The sequence below is a fragment of the Corynebacterium sp. ZY180755 genome, from assembly GCF_054331495.1.
On record NZ_CM135811.1, the window covers coordinates 2222985 to 2241622 of the forward strand.

The window sequence follows — 18638 nt, forward strand, 5'->3', positions numbered from 1 at the left end:
TCAAATGGCTAGAAAAAGCATCCCCCTGCGCATCGATCCCGTCGTCGCCGACGCGATCGCGCGTTGGGCTGCTGATGAAGGCAGGTCCACCAACGCGCAAATAGAGGTGATGTTGCGTGATCAGCTCCGCAAGGCGGGGCGCCTACCTAAAGGTGCAGGCGATATCCCTAGGCGGGGCCGTCCGCCCAAGAAGGATTAGCCTTCCTGCTCCCCCACGTTCTTGAACCCAATTCCAACGGGCACGCCCACGTTGTCGATCAGGTGAACCTCGCCCAAAGTCACGCCGACGAACAACCGGCCGTCGCCTTCCGCAGGTGCCTCGCCTAGGCCGAGGGAGCGCAGCTCCAGGTAATCAGGGGTGACGTCGGCGGCGATCAACACTTCGCGCGCCGTGGCAAGGACCGCCTCTGCCCCGCCTTCAGCGGCGTAAGCGCCCGCCGTGAGCGCGGCGGACACGGCCAGCGCCTTCTCGCGGTCCGCTTCAGCAACGAGCGCGTTGGACAGGGAGATGGCCACGCCGTCTGGCATGCGCACGGTAGGTACGGAGTGGACTTTCACGGGCACGTGGAAATCATTGATCATGCGTTGAACGGTGACAAGGAGCTCGTAGTCCTTTTCGCCCAGGACAACATCTGTTGGTGCCACAACATTCAGCAGCGTCAGGATCAAGCTGGCGTCATGGGCAAGATGTGCGGGGTCCTCCATCCCGTTGTCAGCCACGTGGATGAGTGTGCGCGCGCCCTGTGGCCACAAGCTTCCTGGCGTGACGGTAAACACGGCGTCCACCTGTTCCTCCGCCAAGATGGCGGTATCTACGCCCTCATGAACGGAGGCAATCACAACGGCGCCGGGAATGCGCTTGGCCGCACGGATGAGCGCACGGTGGCCCGCATGCACTCCTGCCCCCAGAGGCACATACGCCACCGGCTTGCCCTTCTTCTTGAAGGCACTGGCCACCATGGCAATGGTGTGCGGGGTGTCAAATACTGTGGCTGCGCCAAACTCAAAGGCCATTGTCATTCTCCTCGCTCAGTGCCCACCACTGCGCATTGAATTCTTGTAGTTCCACTGCTGCGCGTGTGGTGAGGTGGGTAAATAGTGTCGCGTCGTGGTCATTGCCCAGCTGCGCTTTGGTTCGTATAAGGGTGGGCACGTCCAGCAGCTGGCGGTTAAGGCCCTGGTACGAGACGATCTGATCTACCACTGATGGGTCAGGGATGATCTCATCCAGGATCTGCCTGCCTGGGCGGGCAGCGAGGTTGTTGAACTGCCCCAGCGTCATGCCGGCAACCAGCGCCTTCAGGTAGCCGTTGCTCACTGGGACGGCTTGGACGTGGCATTCGCTCATCAGGAGCTCGCCCACGGTGGCGGCAATCTCGTCACCTGCGGTGATGCTGCGCAGATTCTCGCTCAGCTGGTAGCTGACCAGCACCACGGCTCCTTGGCGTTCCACTGGCCCCAACACCTCCAGCCCGAAGCGGGGGCAGGAGTGTAGGAAGATTTGGCCCCGCCGGCAAAACGCTGCCAGCTGGCCAACCAGCTCCTCCATGTCATCGGCGTCCACTGCCAGGTAGACCATTTCTGCGCCGGAAATGTCGCTCGGTTCGGTGGCGCGGATAATTGTGTGCCCGGCGCGCTCGAGGGATCCGGTGAGGGTGGAGTCACCAAAGCAGGCGATGCGCATGCGCGGTGGCTGCATTAATTATTTGTCCTTCTTGTTGCGCTTGAGCAGGTCTGCAACGGAGATTGCTTGGGTGTGTTCGTCGCGGCGGCGCTTGCCGTGGTTGGCGTCAGCTTCAGCTCTAGCCTCGGCGGAGCGCTTGCCCACATATGTTGCGCCAGCCTGCTCGCCGGTGCTGCGCTTGCCGGTTCCGCCCTGGACCCATTGGACTTTTTCGAACGTGTTGGTATCGAAGGTCTTGTTCTCTTTGCGGCGTCGCCCGCCTGCCACTGGCTCTGGGGCTTCCACGTCGATGCGCCCGAAGGATCGGGTTTCCTCCACTGCTTGGGCGCGCGTGGTCTTTCTCAGGCTGTCCTTGACCGCACCTGCTGGGGTGGCGTAGTTCTGAGGGTTCTTAGGCTGAGCCTTTGGCGTGCTTGCTCCAAAGATAGGCGCAGAGTCATCTACCTTTACCTCTGGTTTAACAGGTTCTGGTTCAGGGGTGACGGTTTCAGGCTGTGCTGGGGCAGGCTCCGGCTTCTTCTGCTCGGACTCGATCTCCGGGATGCGACGTGCCTGCGCGTGAATCATGGAAGGCTCAACGTAGGAGTGTCCGGTGAGGTATTCCAACTGGGAGCGCATCTGCTCGAGCTGCTCGCGGATCTCGCTGAGAGTCTCGGACTCTTCCGTGCGGATCTTCTGCGTGACACTCTCGGTGATGTCGCGTTCCATCTGGGCCTGGTCTGCGTCGTAGCGCGCCTTGGCTTCCTTCATCTCGAGGTCATGCTGGGCGCGTTCATTGCTGAGTTCAGCGCGGGTGGATTCAACCTGATTGCGGTAACGGAACACCAAGATGATACCAATGACGGCAGCCCACAGTGCCGCCAGCAGGGCGATCTTCAACGCGCCTATGCTGCCAGTGAACAGCATGACGACGGAAGCTACCAAGGCAAGAACTACCAGCACAATGAGAAGTGTTTGTGCGTTGTCTCGCTGGGGAGTTTCCGCTTCGCCCGTGGAGATGACGCTTGGCTTAGTCTCGTTGTTGTCCGCACTCATGCTAAATAAACTACCCCACTGGCTCGCCGTCTGTGGGAGGTGGCACGGAACAGCTGCGTTCCAGCCATACACCAGCGGCGGCAAGGGCCACGGAACCCAGCGCAGCAATGATCATCACCGGCCCCTCTTGCTGCGCCACGGCAAGCTGGCCCATCCGCGGGACAACGTAGATGGCCATGCCGGTGTAGACGCCGCCGAATAAGGCTCCCGTCCACGCAGACGCTTTGCCGATCACCATGAATTGGGCCGCCGCCACGGGGTTGAGCTGGCTGCGATCCTGACCAATTTTGTTGTCTTTGACTCGGTTGCGGACCCTGATGCCTAGGCACACGCACAGCACCGTGAGCCCAAAGAGCACAAAAAGCACGGAGATCGGGACGGGGCCAAGCAGGCCGTAGAAACGCGACACCACAATGAATGTGGCGGCAGCGAAGAACCCACCTAGGGCGAACAGGTAGGACATTGGCGTGTTCTTCATGGTTTCTAAGAATAGTTACTTCTGCGCCGGCACAACACCGGCCACCTCGTCGTGTGGTAGCTCGGCCACGAGCTCGCGCACGTCGGCGCCAAGCAACCTCGCGTGCGGGTCCGCGTCCAACCATGGGACGAGCACGAAGGCGCGCTGGCGGGCGTAAGGGTGTGGAAGGGTCAATACCTCATCTTCAGAGCGAAGCTCGGTGCCTGCCTCGTCCCACACGGTGATCACATCCACGTCCAGCGTGCGCGGGCCCCAGTGGCGGATGCGCTTGCGCTCGGCGGCGTCCTCCAGCGCCTGCCCGCGGCGCAGCAACTCCATGGGGGTGTTGTCTACGCGCACGATCAACACGGCGTTAAGGAACTCATCTTGGTCCGTCACGCCCCACGGCGGGGTGGAGAACACCTGCGAGCGGGCCAGTGTCTCATCCTTGAACTCCTCAAACACGGTCTCCAGCAGTCCGTAGCGGTCATCCATGTTGGAGCCGATGGATAGTACAGCGGTGATCATCGGCGGGAGCGCCTCGCAATCACGGCCACATCCGCGAACTCGCGTGGGATAGGTGCTTGCGGCTTGTGCACGGCCACCTCAACGGCCATGATCTGCGGGTAGGTCTCCATCACCTGATCCGCAATCACGCCGGATACTTTCTCAATGAGGTCATAGGGCTCGCCGGTGATCACGGCGTGGGCGATCTCCGCTAGGTCCGCGTAGCTGACCGTGTCATTCAGGTCATCGCTGTTTGCCGCCGGCTTGAGATCCAGCCAGCAAGTCATGTCCACAATAAAGTCTTGCCCCTGGCGCTTTTCAAAATCAAAAACACCGTGGTAGCCGTAGGCCTTAAGGCCCTTAAGTTCAATGCGATCAGCCATGCACCACAGCTTACCGAGCCATCCGCCAACGGGCCGCAACATCGACCGCGTCGCGGGAAACGGCCACGTCGTGCACGCGCACGCACCACGCGCCCAGCTGGGCGCTGATGGCCGTGACCGCGGCGGTCGCGGGATCGGCCTCCAGTGCTTTCGTGGCGACGTCGTCACGCGTCGTCACGTTGCGCTCCGCTCTGATCGCGGCGAGGAAGCGCTTGCGCGACGCGCCCACGAGCACCGGGTAGTCGTCGGCGATGAACTGCGGCAGGGCGTTGAGCAGCTTCCAGTTGTCCTCCGCGCTCTTGGCAAAGCCAAGGCCCGGATCCAGCGTAATGTTGCGCTCCTCAACTCCCGCCAGCAGCGCCTTATCGACAATCCGTGCGAGCGTATCGCGCACGTCCGCCACCACGTCACCACCGTGATCGGCCTGGCCCGCGGCATCACCAAACCGCACTGTCTTCCAGTGCATCAGGCACACCGGCACGCCGGCCTCAGCCATCACCGAGTACATGTCTGGGTCCGCCAAGCCGCCCGACACATCGTTAATCAGGTTCACGCCCGCCGTGACCGCAGCCTGGGCCACCGAGGCGCGCATGGTATCCACTGATGTCTTGATGCCATCCTGCGCCAACGCCTCAATCACTGGCACCACGCGCGCCAGCTCCTCGCTCGGTTCCACGCGGGTGGCCCCAGGCCGTGTGGACTCACCGCCAATATCTATGATGTCCGCGCCCTGCGCCACCAGATCGTGCGCGTGCGCAATGGCCTTATCAATCTCTAGGTACTTGCCGCCATCAGAAAACGAATCCTCCGTGACGTTCACGATGCCCATCACGAGGGTACGGCCATCAAGAGTCGTCTCAATTCCCAGCACTGAATCTTGCATGACTTAGATCATACGTCTCCCCGTACGCCACCACGCGATAGCCTCCCATCACCATCTCGCCACCCCACCACCGCGTGAGCACACGATTTCCGCTGGAATACGCCACTAGAACCACCGCAGGTGCATGCGCTCCACGCCCTGTAACTCCCCCTAGTTCAGGGCTAACTACACTAGGTCCCATGCCAGAGACCATCTCCATCGCTTCCTTCAACATCAACGGAATCCGCGCCGCCCACAAGCGCGGATTTACCACGTGGCTTAATGAGACCTCCCCCGATGTGGTCGCGCTTCAGGAGGTCCGCTGCCGCGTTGCTGACCTTCCGCTGGATGCGTTCGGTGATTACTACTTCACCTACGATCCGGGCACGCTACCCGGCCGCAACGGCGTGGGGTTCCTCACCAAGCAGCCACCGGCGGCGGTGCGTACCTGGGGCGCGGACGTGCTGCTGCGCGCGCCCGGCGGGGACAACGTAGACCTAGTAGAACCTTCACCCACCGGCGCGTTGGCCCGCGGCCTGAGCGGTTTCGTGGCCGAGGGCCGCTACATCGAAATCGACCTGGCTGATCAGCCGCTCACACTGGCAAATCTGTACCTACCCAAAGGCGGGCTGCCCGCGGAGCTGCAAGTCCCCGGCCGCATGCGCGACAAGCCGGACGGCGGAGCCAAGTACCTGCGCAAGCAGCGCTTCATGGCGTCCTTTTCCCGCCAGCTCAAGCGCAGCCGCACCGCCGCAAAGGCAGCGGGACGCGAATTCCTGCTCATGGGCGACCTCAACGTAGCCCACCAGAACCTTGACGTGACCAACTGGCGCAGCAACCAAAAGACCGACGGCTTCTTGCCGGAGGAGCGCGAATGGATCGGGGCACAGCTGTCCCCGCGCACGCTCGTCGATGTGGTACGCAGCCTGCACGGGGATCAGCCCGGCCCCTACACGTGGTGGAGCTGGATGGGACAGTCCTACGCCAAGGACGTGGGCTGGCGCATCGATTACCACCTCGCCTCCCCCGCACTGGCTAAGCGCGCCCAAAGATACCGCGTGTACGGCGAGCAGGACGGCGTGCGCATGAGTGATCACGCTGCGCTGCTCGTTGAGTATTCACTTCCTCATTAATCCCCGCCCGCGCTGTGCATGGGTTTTAAGCGGCACAGCGAATCACGCAGGCACCGCGTTGATGTGGAACTGACAATGCACACACATCGAAAGCGGTGCTCTCCGCAGGGGGAGAAAAAGACCACAAGACGCCGCACATGGCGTCTTGTGGTCTTTCTTAGGAGGCCTTAGCTTAGCCGCGAATCAGGCTCAGCGCCTCGGCGCGGGCCGCGGCGTTGCGGTGGAAGCCGCCGCGCACAGCGGAGGTTGTGGTGGTGGCACCTGGCTTGCGGATGCCTCGCATGGCCATGCACAGGTGCTCGCACTCGATGACCACGATCACGGAGTGGGCGTCGAGCTTGTCCACCAAGGCGTCTGCCACCTGGCTGGTCAAGCGCTCCTGGACCTGGGGGCGCTTGGCGTAGCCGTCCACCAGCCGCGCCAGCTTGGACAGGCCGGTGACTTTGCCGGAATCACCTGGGATGTAGCCGATGTGAGCCTTTCCGTAGAACGGCACCAAGTGGTGCTCGCAGGTGGAGTAGATCGGGATATCGCGGACTAGGACCAGCTCGCGGTGATCCTCAGAGAAGGATTTGTTGAGGACCTCGGATGGGTCAGTGTGCAGTCCGGCAAAGACCTCCTCGTAGGCGCGGGCCACGCGCGCTGGGGTTTCCAGCAGGCCCTCACGGTCAGGGTCCTCGCCCACGGCGATGAGTAGTTCGCGGACAGCTGCCTCAGCGCGCTCGCGGTCAAACTTGTGTGTCACTGTGCTTTAGTCCTTCTTCTCGTCATCGCCGATGCGTGGAATCACGCCCGTCTCATCTTCGCCCCAGCCGCCCGGCGCGCGGTGCTTGCCACCTTCATCCGGCAGCTGCTGCTCCGGCGCATCCAGGCCCTCTGGCGCAGGGTCTGCTACGTCGGAAGCATCACGTCCTGGGGCTTCTTCCTTCTCACCATCATTCCACGGGTGCTCCACGCGCTCGCGTTCTGGCAGGCGGAAGCCGATCTCTTCTGTCTCAGAAGGCTCTGAGCCGTACGCCTTCATACCCGGGTGCTCGGACGCTGGGGAAGCAGATGTGGCATAGGGGTTCTCGCCGGCATTCTGAGGCTCAAAGCCTGCTGGGGCCGCTGGCGTGGTGCCGCCGGCTGGTGGCCAGCCTGGGGCAGTCCAGTCGGATGGCGGCGGTGTGCCGCCGTAGGTGCGTAGCGCCTTGGAACCGGATGGCGCCGCGGTGGCGTCTGGACCGGCCGCTGGGGTGGCGTCGGCAGGAACAACCTCTGGGTTGTCCATGGTGCCCAGTCCGCGCAGCTCCTTGGGCTTGGCAGGACCCTGCTCAGGTGCAACCGGGGACAGGCCCTGGTTCTTTGCCGCCAGCTCTGCCTCGCGCTTGGCGCGCGCCGCCTTGGAAGCCTCCAGCAGGCTGAATGGCTTTGGTGGCTCTTCGCCGCGCTCGATGGCGAGCTCGGTTGGGGTCTTCACCGGCTCGCGGTTCTCCTGGCGTGGGAAGCGCACGTCCTCATCAGGGAATACGTCACCCACTGGGCGCGGTTGGAGACCGTCGAAGAGTGCCTCGAGGTCAGGGCGACGCAGGGTCTCCTTCTCCAACAGCTTCTCCGCCAGCTTGTCTAGGTAGTCACGGTTCTCGGAGAGGATGCGGTAGGCCTCTTCGTGCGCCTTATCAAGGAGGTACTTCATTTCCTCATCGATCTTGGCTGCAGTAGCAGGCGAGTACTCGAGGGTGCCGCTAGAGCCGCGGCCGGAGAATGGATCGCCCTGCTCGTCGCCGTACTTGACCATGCCCAGGCTTGGGCTCATGCCGTACTCGGTGAGCATGGACTTGGCAATCTTGGTGGCCATCTCGATGTCGGCGGAGGCGCCGGTGGTTGGCTCACCAAACACGACCTCCTCCGCTGCTCGGCCGCCCATGGCAAAGACCAGGCGTGCGTACAGCTCGTCGCGGTTGTACATGCCCTTGTCATCCTCGGGTGCCGTCATGGCGTGGCCGCCGGTGCGACCACGGGCCAAGATGGTGACCTTGTGCACGCGCTCGATGTTCTCCAGCGCCCACGCTGCCAGGGTGTGGCCACCCTCGTGGTACGCGGTGACCTTCTTCTCCTTCTCGGAGATGACCTTGGAGGAACGGCGAGGTCCGCCAACCACGCGGTCGGTTGCTTCTTCTAGGGCGTCGCCGGTGATCACGTTGCCGCCGATGCGGGCGGTCAGCAGCGCAGCCTCGTTCAGCACGTTAGCGAGGTCCGCACCGGACATGCCGGCGGTGCGGCGCGCAAGAGCCTTCAGGTCTGCGTCCTTGGCCAGTGGCTTACCCTTGGCGTGAACCTCGAGGATCTTCTCGCGGCCCTTAAGGTCCGGGTTGCCCACCGGAATCTGGCGGTCAAAACGGCCTGGGCGCAAAAGCGCTGGGTCCAGAATGTCTGGTCGGTTGGTGGCTGCCATCAAGATGACGCCCTCGCGCTCACCAAAACCGTCCATCTCCACCAGCAGCTGGTTCAGTGTCTGCTCGCGCTCATCATGTCCGCCGCCCATGCCGGAGCCACGCTGGCGGCCCACGGCGTCGATCTCATCCACGAAGATGATGCACGGGGAGTTTTCGCGCGCCTGCTTGAACAGGTCACGCACGCGGGAGGCGCCCACACCCACGAACATCTCCACGAAGTCAGAACCGGAGATGGAGTAGAACGGGACGCCGGCCTCGCCGGCAACGGCACGCGCCAAGAGGGTCTTACCGGTGCCCGGTGGGCCGTACAGCAGCACGCCGCGCGGGATCTTAGCGCCGAGCTCCTCGTAGCGGGATGGGTCCTGCAAGAAGTCCTTGATCTCATGTAGCTCGTCCACTGCCTCATCCGCACCCGCGACATCAGCAAAGGTGTTGGTAGGCATGTCCTTATTCAATTCCTTGGCGCGGGATCCGCCAAAGCCAAACATGCCCATGCCGCCGCCCTGCATGCGGCTGAAGAACCAGATGAGCAGGCCAAACACGATGAGCATTGGCAGGATGTAGCCCACCATGGACATCAGGAAGCTGTCCTGGGTGACGTTGGTGGTGTACTTCTCCGGCTTCGCGGCCTCCACCTTGGTGAAGATCTCCGGCGCGGTACGGGCCGGGTACTGAGTCATGATCTCAGTAACGTCCTGCTCACCCTCGTGCTCGATGCCGTTGTTCAGCGTCAAGCGCAGACGCTGCTCGCGGTCATCAATCTGGGCTTCCTTTACGTTGCCGTCATTCAGCTGGGCAATAGCCACTGATGTGTCTACCTCGCGGAAGTTGCGGGTATCACTGCTGAACAACGTGATGAGGTAAATGAAGATCAGCGACACCGCTGCGATGACGCCGATCTGGATAATCTTTTTGTTCTTCATGTAAAAGACAGTCGCGCTGAGCGCCCTTTATGCGCCCAACCTCGCCCTTTCTTTGTTGATCCCGAAAAAACACGCAGTGCAATGGGCACTGCTCACCGCTATGAGCATACAAGCTCGTGAAGGGTTATAGCTAAGGCCTGTCATCCCTACGGCGGTGCTTGCTGCTCCCTATAACGTTTAAGGGTGGGCATTTCGTTCCCACCCAACAGCAAAACGCCCGGCACCGCACGGTTTCCTCGCACCGGGTGTGGGGAAGAAAACCAAAAGCCGGCCTCCCCTTAAGGGAAGGCCGGCCTAAGGATAAGGCTTTACTCCGAGTAGACGCTCGGGTGCAGGGTGCCCACGTATGGGAGGTCGCGGTAGCGTTCGGCGTAGTCGAGGCCGTAGCCGATCACGAACTCGTTTGGAATATCGAAGCCCACGTCCAGCAGGTCGATGTGGGTCTTGATGGCCTCAGGCTTGCGCAGCAGGGTGACCACCTCAAGAGACGCAGGCTTGCGGTTCTTTAGGTTGCGGATGAGCCAGGATAGGGTGAGGCCGGAGTCGATGATGTCTTCCACGATGACCACGTTGCGGCCTTCGATGTCGCGGTCCAAGTCCTTGAGGATGCGGACCACGCCGGAGGATGAGGTGGAGTTGCCGTAGGAGCTTACTGCCATGAATTCCATCTGGGATGGGATGGACAGTGCACGCGCGAAGTCCGTCATGAAGAATACAGCGCCCTTCAAAACACCAATGAGGATGAGGTCATCCTCGGTGTCCTTGTATTTCTCAGATACGCTGTCTGCTAGCTCTTGGATACGAGCGTGAAGTTCTTCTTCATTAATGAGGACAGCTTCAACATCATCGCCGTAGCGGCCAGCGGGGACGTTGAAATCTTTCTTTTCGTGCATGTGGGCTCCTTGGGCGTCTTTCGCACAGTGGTGATGGGTTAGGCCATCGTTTGCCTACCGATAACGGAAATTGTGCCATTTTTCCGCACTACTTCCAACCTCGTGCCGCGATCTCCCCCGCATGCGACACCGCCCTGCCCGCGCCAGTTAGTCACCAGCGCGTCCACTGCTGCCACGATCGTTGCTGACACGGTGAGGTTATGGTGGTGCAGGAAATCTACGATCACCTGCCTGCGCACCGCGGGGGCTAGCGTGGCCAATGCCGTGGCGTTTAGTTCTGCTCGCTTGCCGACGTCCCCCGCCGCCGCAGCAACAACGTCCCTGTCTTGGGTAACGGTCGCTGCCGCACGGGCCAAGCTGGTGACTGCGTCACCAGCACAAAGATCAGAAAGCTGCGGGATGATCTGCGTGCGCAGCGCCACCCGCAGGAAGGCGGCGTCCTGGTTCATGGGGTCATTCCACACCTCAAGCCCCAGCTCCTCGCACGCACCCAGAGTTTGCGCGCGGCGCACGCCAAGGAGGGGCCGGACAAGGGTGCCATCTACGGCCTTCATTCCGGTGGCGTGGCCGCGCAGGGCAGACATGAGGAAGGTTTCTGCCTGATCGTCAGCTGTGTGCGCCACCCACAAGGGCGAGTTCCGCTGCCTGGCAACGGTGTGCAGTGCGGCGTAGCGGGCCTCGCGGGCCATGGCTTCGAGGTTGCCCGGCGCGACGGTGACCGCTATGACTTCGGCCGTGGCCCCTAAGGACTCCGCCACCTTTTTGGCGCCGCGGGCTACGTCGGCGGATCCTTCTTGGAGCTGGTGATCGATGATTACTGCGTGGGGTGATAGGTTCTCCGCCGCCGCTGCTGCAACAAGGGCGAGGGAGTCAGCACCACCCGACAGCCCGATCACGGGTGAAGGTGTGGCAAGGTTTCTCACCGCGCGCCGTACAGCAAGGAAGTGCGGGCACGTGCGTGGCCAGAAGGGCGTCACCATTTAGAACTCTCGAATAACTGAGGTGAACTCATCCATGGCCGCACGCTGGTCCAGCACGTTGGCGTCAGTGCTCAGAAGCGCGAATGAGTAGATGTGTTCGGATTGTGAAACCACCACGCCCGTCAGCGCGGAGGTCTCCGTGAGCGTGCCCGTCTTGGCTCGCACCCAGCCGCGTCCAGACATGCCCTCAAAGCGCTCGTACAGCGTGCCGGTGCCACCAGCGATGGGAAGCGTTCCAATCAGCGGGCGCAGCGCTTCATTGGTGACCGCCTGGGTGAACACCTCCGTCAACAGCGCCGGCGGGATCACGTTATCCACGCTCAAGCCGGAGCTATCGAGTAGGTTCACGCCGGTTAAGTCAAAGCCTGCCTCCGCCAGGATTGCCGTGGTGGCACCTGTTGGATCCGTCCCGTCGATTTCGCGGCCGATGGCCTCTGCCATCACGTTGTCAGAATCCTCCATCATCTGGGTGACTCGCTCGCGCAGCGTTGGTGACTGGGTGGTGGCCACGATGGTGGCATCAGTTTCTGGCGGGTCATACTCGGTATACCCGAAGCTCTTCACGCCAAGCCGGTCGGCGATGGCGCCGGCCACGTCTAGCGCTGGCGTGGTGCTGCGCGGCACGTCGCCCTCGGTGTCGCCGATGCGGGCGCCGTGGATCATCATTGGCTCCATGGGGGCAATGTATCCGCCCTGAATGTCTACTGGGTCCCAGCCCTGGGCAAACTTAGGTGCCTTCCATGCGGTGATGTCGATCAGGACGTTGCTCACACTGGGCATAGCCTTTTTGATCTGGTGGGCCAGCTGGTCAAGGCGGGCGGTGTCCATCCAGACGTCGCCAGCGGCCTTAATCACTGCCGTTTTCTCATCCTTTTGGTACACCTCAGTAGTGACCCTGTCGTCCGCGCCCAATTTCAGCAGGGCAGCCGCGGCCGTGAGGACCTTGGTGGATGAGGCGGGGCGACGCGGCTCGGTGGGGTTGAGCTCAAACACTGTTTCGCCCGTGGTGGCATCAACCACCTTCGCACCCAGGGAGCCCAGGCGGGGATCTTTAGCCAGTGTGGCTAACCGCGCCCCCAGCGCGGCATTATCCACCGGCGCTGCTGTGGAGCCATCAAGCCCAACGATCTCGCGCTCAGGCGCCGCTACCGTGGGTGCGGGGGCGTAGTTCAGCCGGTTGACCTCATTGACGTAGACTCCCGCGGCCACCGTAGACGCCACCGCTACAGTTGCCACACCCGTTGCTACCCACCACTTCGTCCTTTTCATCACCTTAACCCTATCGCGTTCTTCAACCTCTGCCCATTTAGCGGTAAGATGGTTAGGTCAAAAAGTTTGGGCACTCAGTGTGCAAACCACATCAAAACTCCCAAGGAGCAACGCAGAACATGAAGGTTGACGTAACCATTGAGATCCCTAAGGGTTCCCGCAACAAGTACGAGGTAGACCACGAGACCGGCAAGCTCTACTTGGACCGTTACCTGTTCACCCCAATGGCATACCCTGCTGACTACGGTTTCATTGACGAGACCCTCGCTGATGACGGCGACCCAATGGACGCACTGGTTATTCTGCCTGAGCCAGTTATCCCTGGCGCTACCGTCCGCGCACGCATCGTTGGCGTATTCAAGATGACCGACGAGGCCGGCGGCGATGACAAGCTGCTCTGCGTCCTCGATGATCCTCGCTTCGATGACTTCCAGGACCTAGAGGACGTCTCCGAGTTCACCCGTGATGAGATCGAGCACTTCTTCATCCACTACAAGGACTTGGAGAAGGGCAAGGAAGTACAGGGCGCTGGCTGGGGCAGCAAGGAAGAAGCTGTCAAGATCTACCAGGATTCCATTGACAACTACAAGGCCGCTCACTAATTAGGGCTGAGCTTTAAGGGGAGCAGACGCATCTGCTCCCCTTTTCTTATGCCCAGGCTCTGAGACTCCTACTCATTAATGAGTCATCAGCGCCGCGATTATGCCCACCAACAGCAGCCACACACCCAGCAACGCGGCAATCATTAACCACACGGTGCCCTGCCAGATGATCAGGCCCATGATTGCGCCCACGAGCATGATCGCACCCATCCACACAAGGATGCGGGGAATGGATGTGGCTGGCCGCCTCAGTACCCAGCACACGCTCACGACAACGGCAATGGGTAGCGCCAGTCCAGCGATGGTGACCAACGTTGCGCCCACAAAGGTGGGCAAACGGGTGATCAAGAACAGGCCCGCGACCAGCGCGCAGACGATCACCACGACCCACAAACGCAGCGCCATCAGGCCGGTGAGCTTGCGCATATTGTCAGCGTCCAGCGGCTCGCGGCGCTTGATACGCGCCGCATACGCTAGGTAGCCGTCACCGTTTACTGCCTTTCGTCCCATAAATCACTACACTAGTGCAGCATGAAGCATGTAGAGGTAAACGAAGTTCCAGAAGGCGCACAGCTGATCGACGTCCGCGAGGTTGAGGAGTTCGAGGCAGTGCATGCCCGAGGCGCCAAGAATATTCCAATGAGCGAGTTCGTGGGACGCATCAACGAGGTGGATGATGAGCAGGATATCTACCTCATCTGCAAGGCCGGTGGCCGCAGCCAGCAGGTGGGCCAGTACCTCGAGTCGCGCGACATCGAGTGCATCAACGTTGATGGCGGCACCGACGCCTGGGTCGCAGCAGGACTGCCAACCGAGTAGTAACCCAGTAAACGATCCGCCTCAGCGTCGCACCAGGTGCTGGGGCGGATTTTGCACGTGCCCTGAGGAGCACTCATTCCCCCTATTAGAGTGGGCGGCTAGATCAAGGGGCGAATGCAATTAGGGCTGTGACCATTAGGCAGCCGTCTCAAAAAATGGGGCACCCCAACAAAATCGTGAAATTTGCAAGCTCATACAATATGATTGGCAATCATGACCCAACCTTCTTTTCCAGCGGACCTGCTGTCTTCTCCGTCATTTCAGTTAGAGCGTTTGCGTCGCCGTACCCGCGACGAAGTAGAGGCACGTCTGAGTGAAAAGAAGGTTACTCTCCGTGAGTTCTGGGTTCTTACGTGCTTGACTGATTCTCATGCCACAAGCCAGGCTTCCCTCTGCGAGATTCTGGCTATTGATGCCTCAGATATGGTTCGTCTCATTGACTCGCTGGAGGCAAAGCACTGGGTAAAGCGCGAACGCGACCCCAAGGATCGTCGCCGTCAGATTGTTACCTCCACTAAGAAGGGACGCAATCAGCAAAAGCAGCTCAAGGTCCTGGTCTCTGAGGCTGAGGATCACGCACTTGATGAATCCACCTCAAAGCAGCTCAAGCACCTTCGTAAGCTCGCAAAAGCAATCATCGCGTCTGAGGAAGACATCTCCTAACCTGTGCTATGAGTCCTTCACTCGCTGGCTACCCCACTTCTTATCTCCGCGGCTCGGAAGCCCCGGAACCGCGTACCTTATACGACATCCTTGTAGCCACAGCGAAACAGTTTCCTGAGGCTGCTGCCATTGATGACGGCGCTGTCATCACCTACTCCGAGCTCATGGACGAGGTCCACGCTGGCGCGACGTACTTGCATGAGTGCGGCATCAAGCGCGGGGACCGCATTGGTGTGCGCATGTCCTCTGGGCACAAGGATCTCTATGTGGCTATTCTTGCCACCATCGCGGCGGGTGCAGCCTACGTGCCCGTGGACGCGGATGATCCGGATGAGCGCGCGGAGATGGTCTTCAGCGAAGCTGGCGTCAACGGCGTATTTACTGATGAAGGATTCAGGCTCATCCGCGCAACCCCCGGCGGGGATACCCGCTTGCCCCGCTTGGATAACCACGCGTGGATCATCTTCACCTCCGGGTCCACCGGCAAGCCCAAGGGCGTGGCCGTCTCCCACCGCAGTGCGGCTGCGTTCGTGGACGCTGAGGCCCAGTGGTTCCTGCAAGACGCACCGCTTGGCCCCGAGGACCGCGTTCTGGCGGGGCTCTCCGTTGCCTTCGACGCCTCCTGCGAGGAGATGTGGCTGGCGTGGGGGCACGGCGCGTGCTTGGTTCCTGCTCCCCGGTCCTTGGTGCGCTCTGGCATGGACTTGGGCCCTTGGCTGATTCGCCGGGACATCACGGTGGTGTCCACCGTGCCTACTTTGGCGGGCATGTGGCCGGCGGAGGCTCTGGACAATATTCGTCTGCTCATCTTTGGTGGGGAGGCGTGTTCCCAGGAGCTGGTGGACAAGCTTGCTAACGATGACCGCGAGCTCTGGAACACCTACGGGCCGACGGAGGCCACCGTGGTGGCCTGCGGCACGCAGCTGCGTCGCGGGCAGGCCGTACACATTGGCAAGCCCCTTGCGGGCTGGGACCTTATGGTCGTCGATAAGAATGAGCAGCCTGTCCGGATGGGCGAGGTGGGCGAACTCATCATTGGTGGCGTGGGCTTGGCGCAGTATCTGGATCCTGAGAAAGATCGGGAGAAATACGCGCCGCTGAAGTCTGTAGGATGGGCGCGCGCATATCGCTCTGGTGATCACGTGCGCTTAGAGGAAGACGGCCTGTACTTTGTGGGCCGCATTGATGATCAGGTCAAGATTGGCGGGCGCCGCATTGAGCTGGGTGAGGTTGATGCCAACCTCGCAGCGTTGGATAACGTCCGCCAGTCCACGGTGGTGGTGCAGACCACCGGCGCGGACCAGAAGGTGCTGGTGGGTTACGTTAGTGTGGACGACCCCGCCCAGGGCTTTGACCATGATGCGGCGCACGCCCGCTTGGCAGAGTCCATGCCCGCAGCGCTGGTGCCGCGCATCCACGTGATGGATGACTTGCCGGTGACCACCTCCGGCAAGGTAGATAAGAAGGTCCTGCCGTGGCCACTGCCCGGCGTAGAGGTAGACACCGAGGGCCTGACCCCTACCCAGTCATGGTTGGCTGGGCTGTGGGTTGATGCCTTGGGCGTTGCCGTATCCGGTGAGGACGCTGACTTCTTCTCCCTCGGTGGCACGTCCCTTGCCGCGGCCACCCTGGTGGGCAAAATCCGCGAGAAGGCCCCTACCATTGCCGTCCGTGACCTCTATGATCACCCTCGCCTCGGCGCACTGGCCGAGCGCGTGGAGCAGATTGCCAAGGAGTCCGGCTACCAGCTGGATTTTGGGCACACTGAAACGCACAAGATACAGCAGCCCCTACCCACGCCCGTCTCCTTAAGCACCCGCCTCAAGCAGGAGCTCATCCAACTTCCGGTCATGACTCTGCAGGCCACCCAGTGGCTGGCGTGCCTGTTGTTGATCAACAACATCGCCGCGTGGGTGAGCGCCAACTACTTTGAGATCAGCTGGGCTACCTCCGTGAATTGGTGGCTGGTGGTGGTGATGGTGATCATCTTTGCCACCCCGATCGGCCGCCTCCCCATTGGCGGCCTGGGCTCACGTCTGATCACCCGGGGCATTGCCCCGGGCACCTACGAACGCGGCGGCAGCGAGCACCTGCGCATCTGGGCGGCGGAGAGGCTTTCCGACGCCTCCGGTGTCCGCAACATCTCCGGCGCCACCTGGGTGAACTACTACGCCCGCGCGCTGGGCGTTGAGATTGGCAAGGGCGTAGACCTGCACTCCCTGCCACCAGTCACCGGCCTGCTCACCTTGGGCGAGCACAGCTCCGTAGAGCCCGAGGTGGACCTCAACGGCTACTGGGTTGACGGCAATAAACTGCACGTGGGTGCCATCACCATTGGTAGCAACGCCCGCATCGGTTCGCGTTCCACCCTGCTGCCCGGTGCCGTGATCGGTGAGGACGCCCATGTTGAGGCTGGCTCTACTGTCACCGCCGATAAGAAGGTCAAAGCCGGCGCCCGGTGGTCCGGATCCCCAGCCAAGAAAGTGGGCCGCTCTAAGCACCGCTTCCCTGATGAGCACCCACCACGGAAGTCCTGGTTTGTCCCCATCTACGGGGCATCCTCCATCCTTCTGTCCGCCCTACCCATGCTGGCACTAGCTATTGGTGGTTTCGCCATGGTGGCGGGCACAGCTGCAACCGGCGGAAACTACTTTGTGGGCGTGATCGTGTTTGCCCCACTGGGCGCGCTGGTGGCGTTCGCCTCATACATGCTGTTCATCTGGGTGCTGGTAAAGCTACTGAGCATTGGGCTTACACCGGGTGTGACACCCGTGCGCTCTGCTACCGGCTGGCGCCTGTGGCTGATCGAGCGGCTCATGGATGACGCCCGCACCTACCTGTTCCCGCTCTACGCATCCCAGCTGACCCCAATCTGGCTGCGCTCGCTGGGCGCAACGATCGGCCGTGATGTGGAGATTTCCACCGCCGTGATGGTGCCCAAGTTCGTGGAGATCCGCGATGGCGCCTTCCTCGCGGACGACACCCTGGTTGGCGGCTATGAGCTCGGCGGCGGCTGGATGCTGTCCGGCCCCACCCGCATTGGCAAGCGGTCCTTCCTTGGCAACTCCGGAATCGCCGCTCCTAACCGCAAACTGGGCAAGAACTCCCTGGTTGCGGTGTTGTCCTCCACACCCAAGAAGGCGAAGGCCGGTTCCAACTGGTGGGGCGCCCCACCAGAGCGCATGCGCCGCGTACAGGCCTCCGCCGGTGAGGGCGATACCCTCACCTACGCCCCAACGAAAAAGGTCAAGCGCCTGCGCGGCCTGGTAGAAACCATGCGCCTGCTCGCCCCCATGACCTCTGCGGCACTCGCCGCCGCTTACCTGGGTTCTTTGCAGCTGATCTACACCACCACGAACCTGGGCGTCACGTGGCTGCTATCAGGTGTGCTTCTCATGGCGTTCGGCGTGATAGCACTACTGATCACCGCCGCCGTGAAGTGGATCTGCATAGGCCGCCACACCAAAGCCGATCACCCGCTGTGGAGCTGGTTCGTGTGGCTCAATGAGCTGCAGGACACCTTCGTTGAGGTTGTTGCCGCGCCGTGGTTCTTTAACCCCAACCTAGGCACCGGTTCCATCAACAACGGCCTGCGGCTACTGGGCGCCAAGATCGGCCGCGGCGCGTGGATTGAGTCCTACTGGTTCCCGGAAACCGACCTCTGCGAGGTGGGCGCCGGCGCCACAGTGGGCCCTGGCACGGTGGTCCAAACCCACCTTTTCCAGGACCGCGTCATGAGCCTCGACTCCGTCGTCATCAAGGACGGCTCAACCTTGGCCGCCCACTCCGTGGCTCTGCCCGCCGCGGTGCTGGGCGTTGGCTCATCCGTGGCCCCTGGATCACTGGTCATGCGCGGCGATCAGATCCCAGCACACACTCGCTGGCAGGGCAACCCTGTAGAGCCCACCGCATAGGAAAACCCTCTGCCTTCTACGCTGACACGTGATAGAAAGCAGAGGGAGTCTAGCTTTTAGGCTAACCCACCAACACAAC

Annotated in this window: 19 protein-coding genes; 6 read left to right on the top strand and 13 right to left on the bottom strand. The window is 61.7% G+C overall.

The genetic code is table 11. The features are described 5' to 3' along the window. Window positions 1-4: 4 nt before the first annotated feature. Window positions 5-199, top strand: a complete 195-nt coding sequence (locus tag ACXM2N_RS10175; protein ID WP_458488360.1) for a hypothetical protein — start codon at window positions 5-7, stop codon at window positions 197-199. Here ACXM2N_RS10175 and ACXM2N_RS10180 read toward each other — a convergent pair. Genes ACXM2N_RS10180 through folP form a run of 7 tightly spaced genes read right to left on the bottom strand, consistent with a single transcriptional unit; the run spans window position 196 to window position 4949 of the window. After that, window positions 196-1014 (bottom strand): pantoate--beta-alanine ligase, encoded by an 819-nt coding sequence (locus tag ACXM2N_RS10180; protein ID WP_458488361.1) that lies wholly within the window; start codon window positions 1012-1014, stop codon window positions 196-198. The two genes, ACXM2N_RS10175 and ACXM2N_RS10180, sit on opposite strands and share 4 nt — an antisense overlap. Next, window positions 1004-1699: a hypothetical protein gene (locus ACXM2N_RS10185; protein WP_458488363.1), complete on the bottom strand. Its 696-nt coding sequence runs from the start codon at window positions 1697-1699 to the stop codon at window positions 1004-1006. Before ACXM2N_RS10185 ends, ACXM2N_RS10180 begins: the two co-directional genes overlap by 11 nt. A gap of 3 nt (window positions 1700-1702) precedes the next feature. After that, a complete protein-coding gene (locus ACXM2N_RS10190) occupies window positions 1703-2719 on the bottom strand; it encodes a DUF6779 domain-containing protein (protein WP_458488365.1) in 1017 nt (338 codons plus the stop codon). A gap of 10 nt (window positions 2720-2729) precedes the next feature. After that, the gene (locus tag ACXM2N_RS10195) at window positions 2730-3197 is read right to left on the bottom strand and encodes a DUF3180 domain-containing protein (RefSeq protein ID WP_458488367.1); all 468 of its coding nucleotides are present in this window, start codon (window positions 3195-3197) and stop codon (window positions 2730-2732) included. Window positions 3198-3212: 15 nt separating this feature from the next. Then, entirely contained in the window at window positions 3213-3701 is a 489-nt protein-coding gene (gene folK / locus ACXM2N_RS10200) for a 2-amino-4-hydroxy-6-hydroxymethyldihydropteridine diphosphokinase (RefSeq protein ID WP_458491134.1), read from the bottom strand. Then, the gene (gene folB, locus ACXM2N_RS10205; protein WP_458488369.1) at window positions 3701-4066 is read right to left on the bottom strand and encodes a dihydroneopterin aldolase; all 366 of its coding nucleotides are present in this window, start codon (window positions 4064-4066) and stop codon (window positions 3701-3703) included. Before folB ends, folK begins: the two co-directional genes overlap by 1 nt. A gap of 10 nt (window positions 4067-4076) precedes the next feature. Next, on the bottom strand, window positions 4077-4949 hold the full coding sequence (gene folP, locus ACXM2N_RS10210) for a dihydropteroate synthase (RefSeq protein ID WP_458488371.1): 873 nt from the start codon (window positions 4947-4949) through the stop codon (window positions 4077-4079). 179 nt (window positions 4950-5128) lie between these two features. Here folP and ACXM2N_RS10215 point away from each other — a divergent pair, with 179 nt between their 5' ends. Next, the gene (locus tag ACXM2N_RS10215) at window positions 5129-6061 is read left to right on the top strand and encodes an exodeoxyribonuclease III (RefSeq protein ID WP_458488373.1); all 933 of its coding nucleotides are present in this window, start codon (window positions 5129-5131) and stop codon (window positions 6059-6061) included. Window positions 6062-6233: 172 nt separating this feature from the next. On the opposite strand, the gene folE is transcribed toward ACXM2N_RS10215, so the two are convergent. The 5 genes from folE to dacB all read right to left on the bottom strand — a co-directional run bounded on the left by folE (window position 6234) and on the right by dacB (window position 12561). Then, the gene (gene folE / locus ACXM2N_RS10220) at window positions 6234-6806 is read right to left on the bottom strand and encodes a GTP cyclohydrolase I FolE (RefSeq protein ID WP_458488375.1); all 573 of its coding nucleotides are present in this window, start codon (window positions 6804-6806) and stop codon (window positions 6234-6236) included. Between the two features lie 6 nt (window positions 6807-6812). Next, window positions 6813-9419 carry an ATP-dependent zinc metalloprotease FtsH gene (ftsH, locus tag ACXM2N_RS10225; protein WP_458488377.1) on the bottom strand — a complete coding sequence of 869 codons (2607 nt, stop codon included), beginning with the start codon at window positions 9417-9419 and terminating at the stop codon, window positions 6813-6815. 308 nt (window positions 9420-9727) lie between these two features. After that, window positions 9728-10312 carry a hypoxanthine phosphoribosyltransferase gene (gene hpt / locus ACXM2N_RS10230; protein WP_458488379.1) on the bottom strand — a complete coding sequence of 195 codons (585 nt, stop codon included), beginning with the start codon at window positions 10310-10312 and terminating at the stop codon, window positions 9728-9730. Window positions 10313-10350: 38 nt separating this feature from the next. Beyond that, on the bottom strand, window positions 10351-11292 hold the full coding sequence (gene tilS, locus ACXM2N_RS10235; protein WP_458488381.1) for a tRNA lysidine(34) synthetase TilS: 942 nt from the start codon (window positions 11290-11292) through the stop codon (window positions 10351-10353). Continuing rightward, window positions 11293-12561 carry a D-alanyl-D-alanine carboxypeptidase/D-alanyl-D-alanine endopeptidase gene (dacB, locus tag ACXM2N_RS10240; RefSeq protein ID WP_458488383.1) on the bottom strand — a complete coding sequence of 423 codons (1269 nt, stop codon included), beginning with the start codon at window positions 12559-12561 and terminating at the stop codon, window positions 11293-11295. A 119-nt stretch (window positions 12562-12680) separates the two neighbouring features. On the opposite strand from dacB, the gene ACXM2N_RS10245 reads away from it, so the two are divergent. Continuing rightward, the gene (locus ACXM2N_RS10245; RefSeq protein WP_458488385.1) at window positions 12681-13163 is read left to right on the top strand and encodes an inorganic diphosphatase; all 483 of its coding nucleotides are present in this window, start codon (window positions 12681-12683) and stop codon (window positions 13161-13163) included. 75 nt (window positions 13164-13238) lie between these two features. Here ACXM2N_RS10245 and ACXM2N_RS10250 read toward each other — a convergent pair whose 3' ends face one another. Next, window positions 13239-13673 (bottom strand): hypothetical protein, encoded by a 435-nt coding sequence (locus ACXM2N_RS10250; RefSeq protein WP_458488387.1) that lies wholly within the window; start codon window positions 13671-13673, stop codon window positions 13239-13241. A gap of 21 nt (window positions 13674-13694) precedes the next feature. Between ACXM2N_RS10250 and ACXM2N_RS10255 the strand changes: the two genes are divergently transcribed. The 3 genes from ACXM2N_RS10255 to ACXM2N_RS10265 all read left to right on the top strand — a co-directional run bounded on the left by ACXM2N_RS10255 (window position 13695) and on the right by ACXM2N_RS10265 (window position 18559). Further along, the gene (locus ACXM2N_RS10255) at window positions 13695-13982 is read left to right on the top strand and encodes a rhodanese-like domain-containing protein (RefSeq protein ID WP_458488389.1); all 288 of its coding nucleotides are present in this window, start codon (window positions 13695-13697) and stop codon (window positions 13980-13982) included. Window positions 13983-14195: 213 nt separating this feature from the next. Continuing rightward, window positions 14196-14645, top strand: a complete 450-nt coding sequence (locus ACXM2N_RS10260) for a MarR family winged helix-turn-helix transcriptional regulator (protein ID WP_458488391.1) — start codon at window positions 14196-14198, stop codon at window positions 14643-14645. A gap of 8 nt (window positions 14646-14653) precedes the next feature. After that, a complete protein-coding gene (locus ACXM2N_RS10265) occupies window positions 14654-18559 on the top strand; it encodes a Pls/PosA family non-ribosomal peptide synthetase (RefSeq protein WP_458488393.1) in 3906 nt (1301 codons plus the stop codon). Window positions 18560-18638 lie beyond the last annotated feature (79 nt).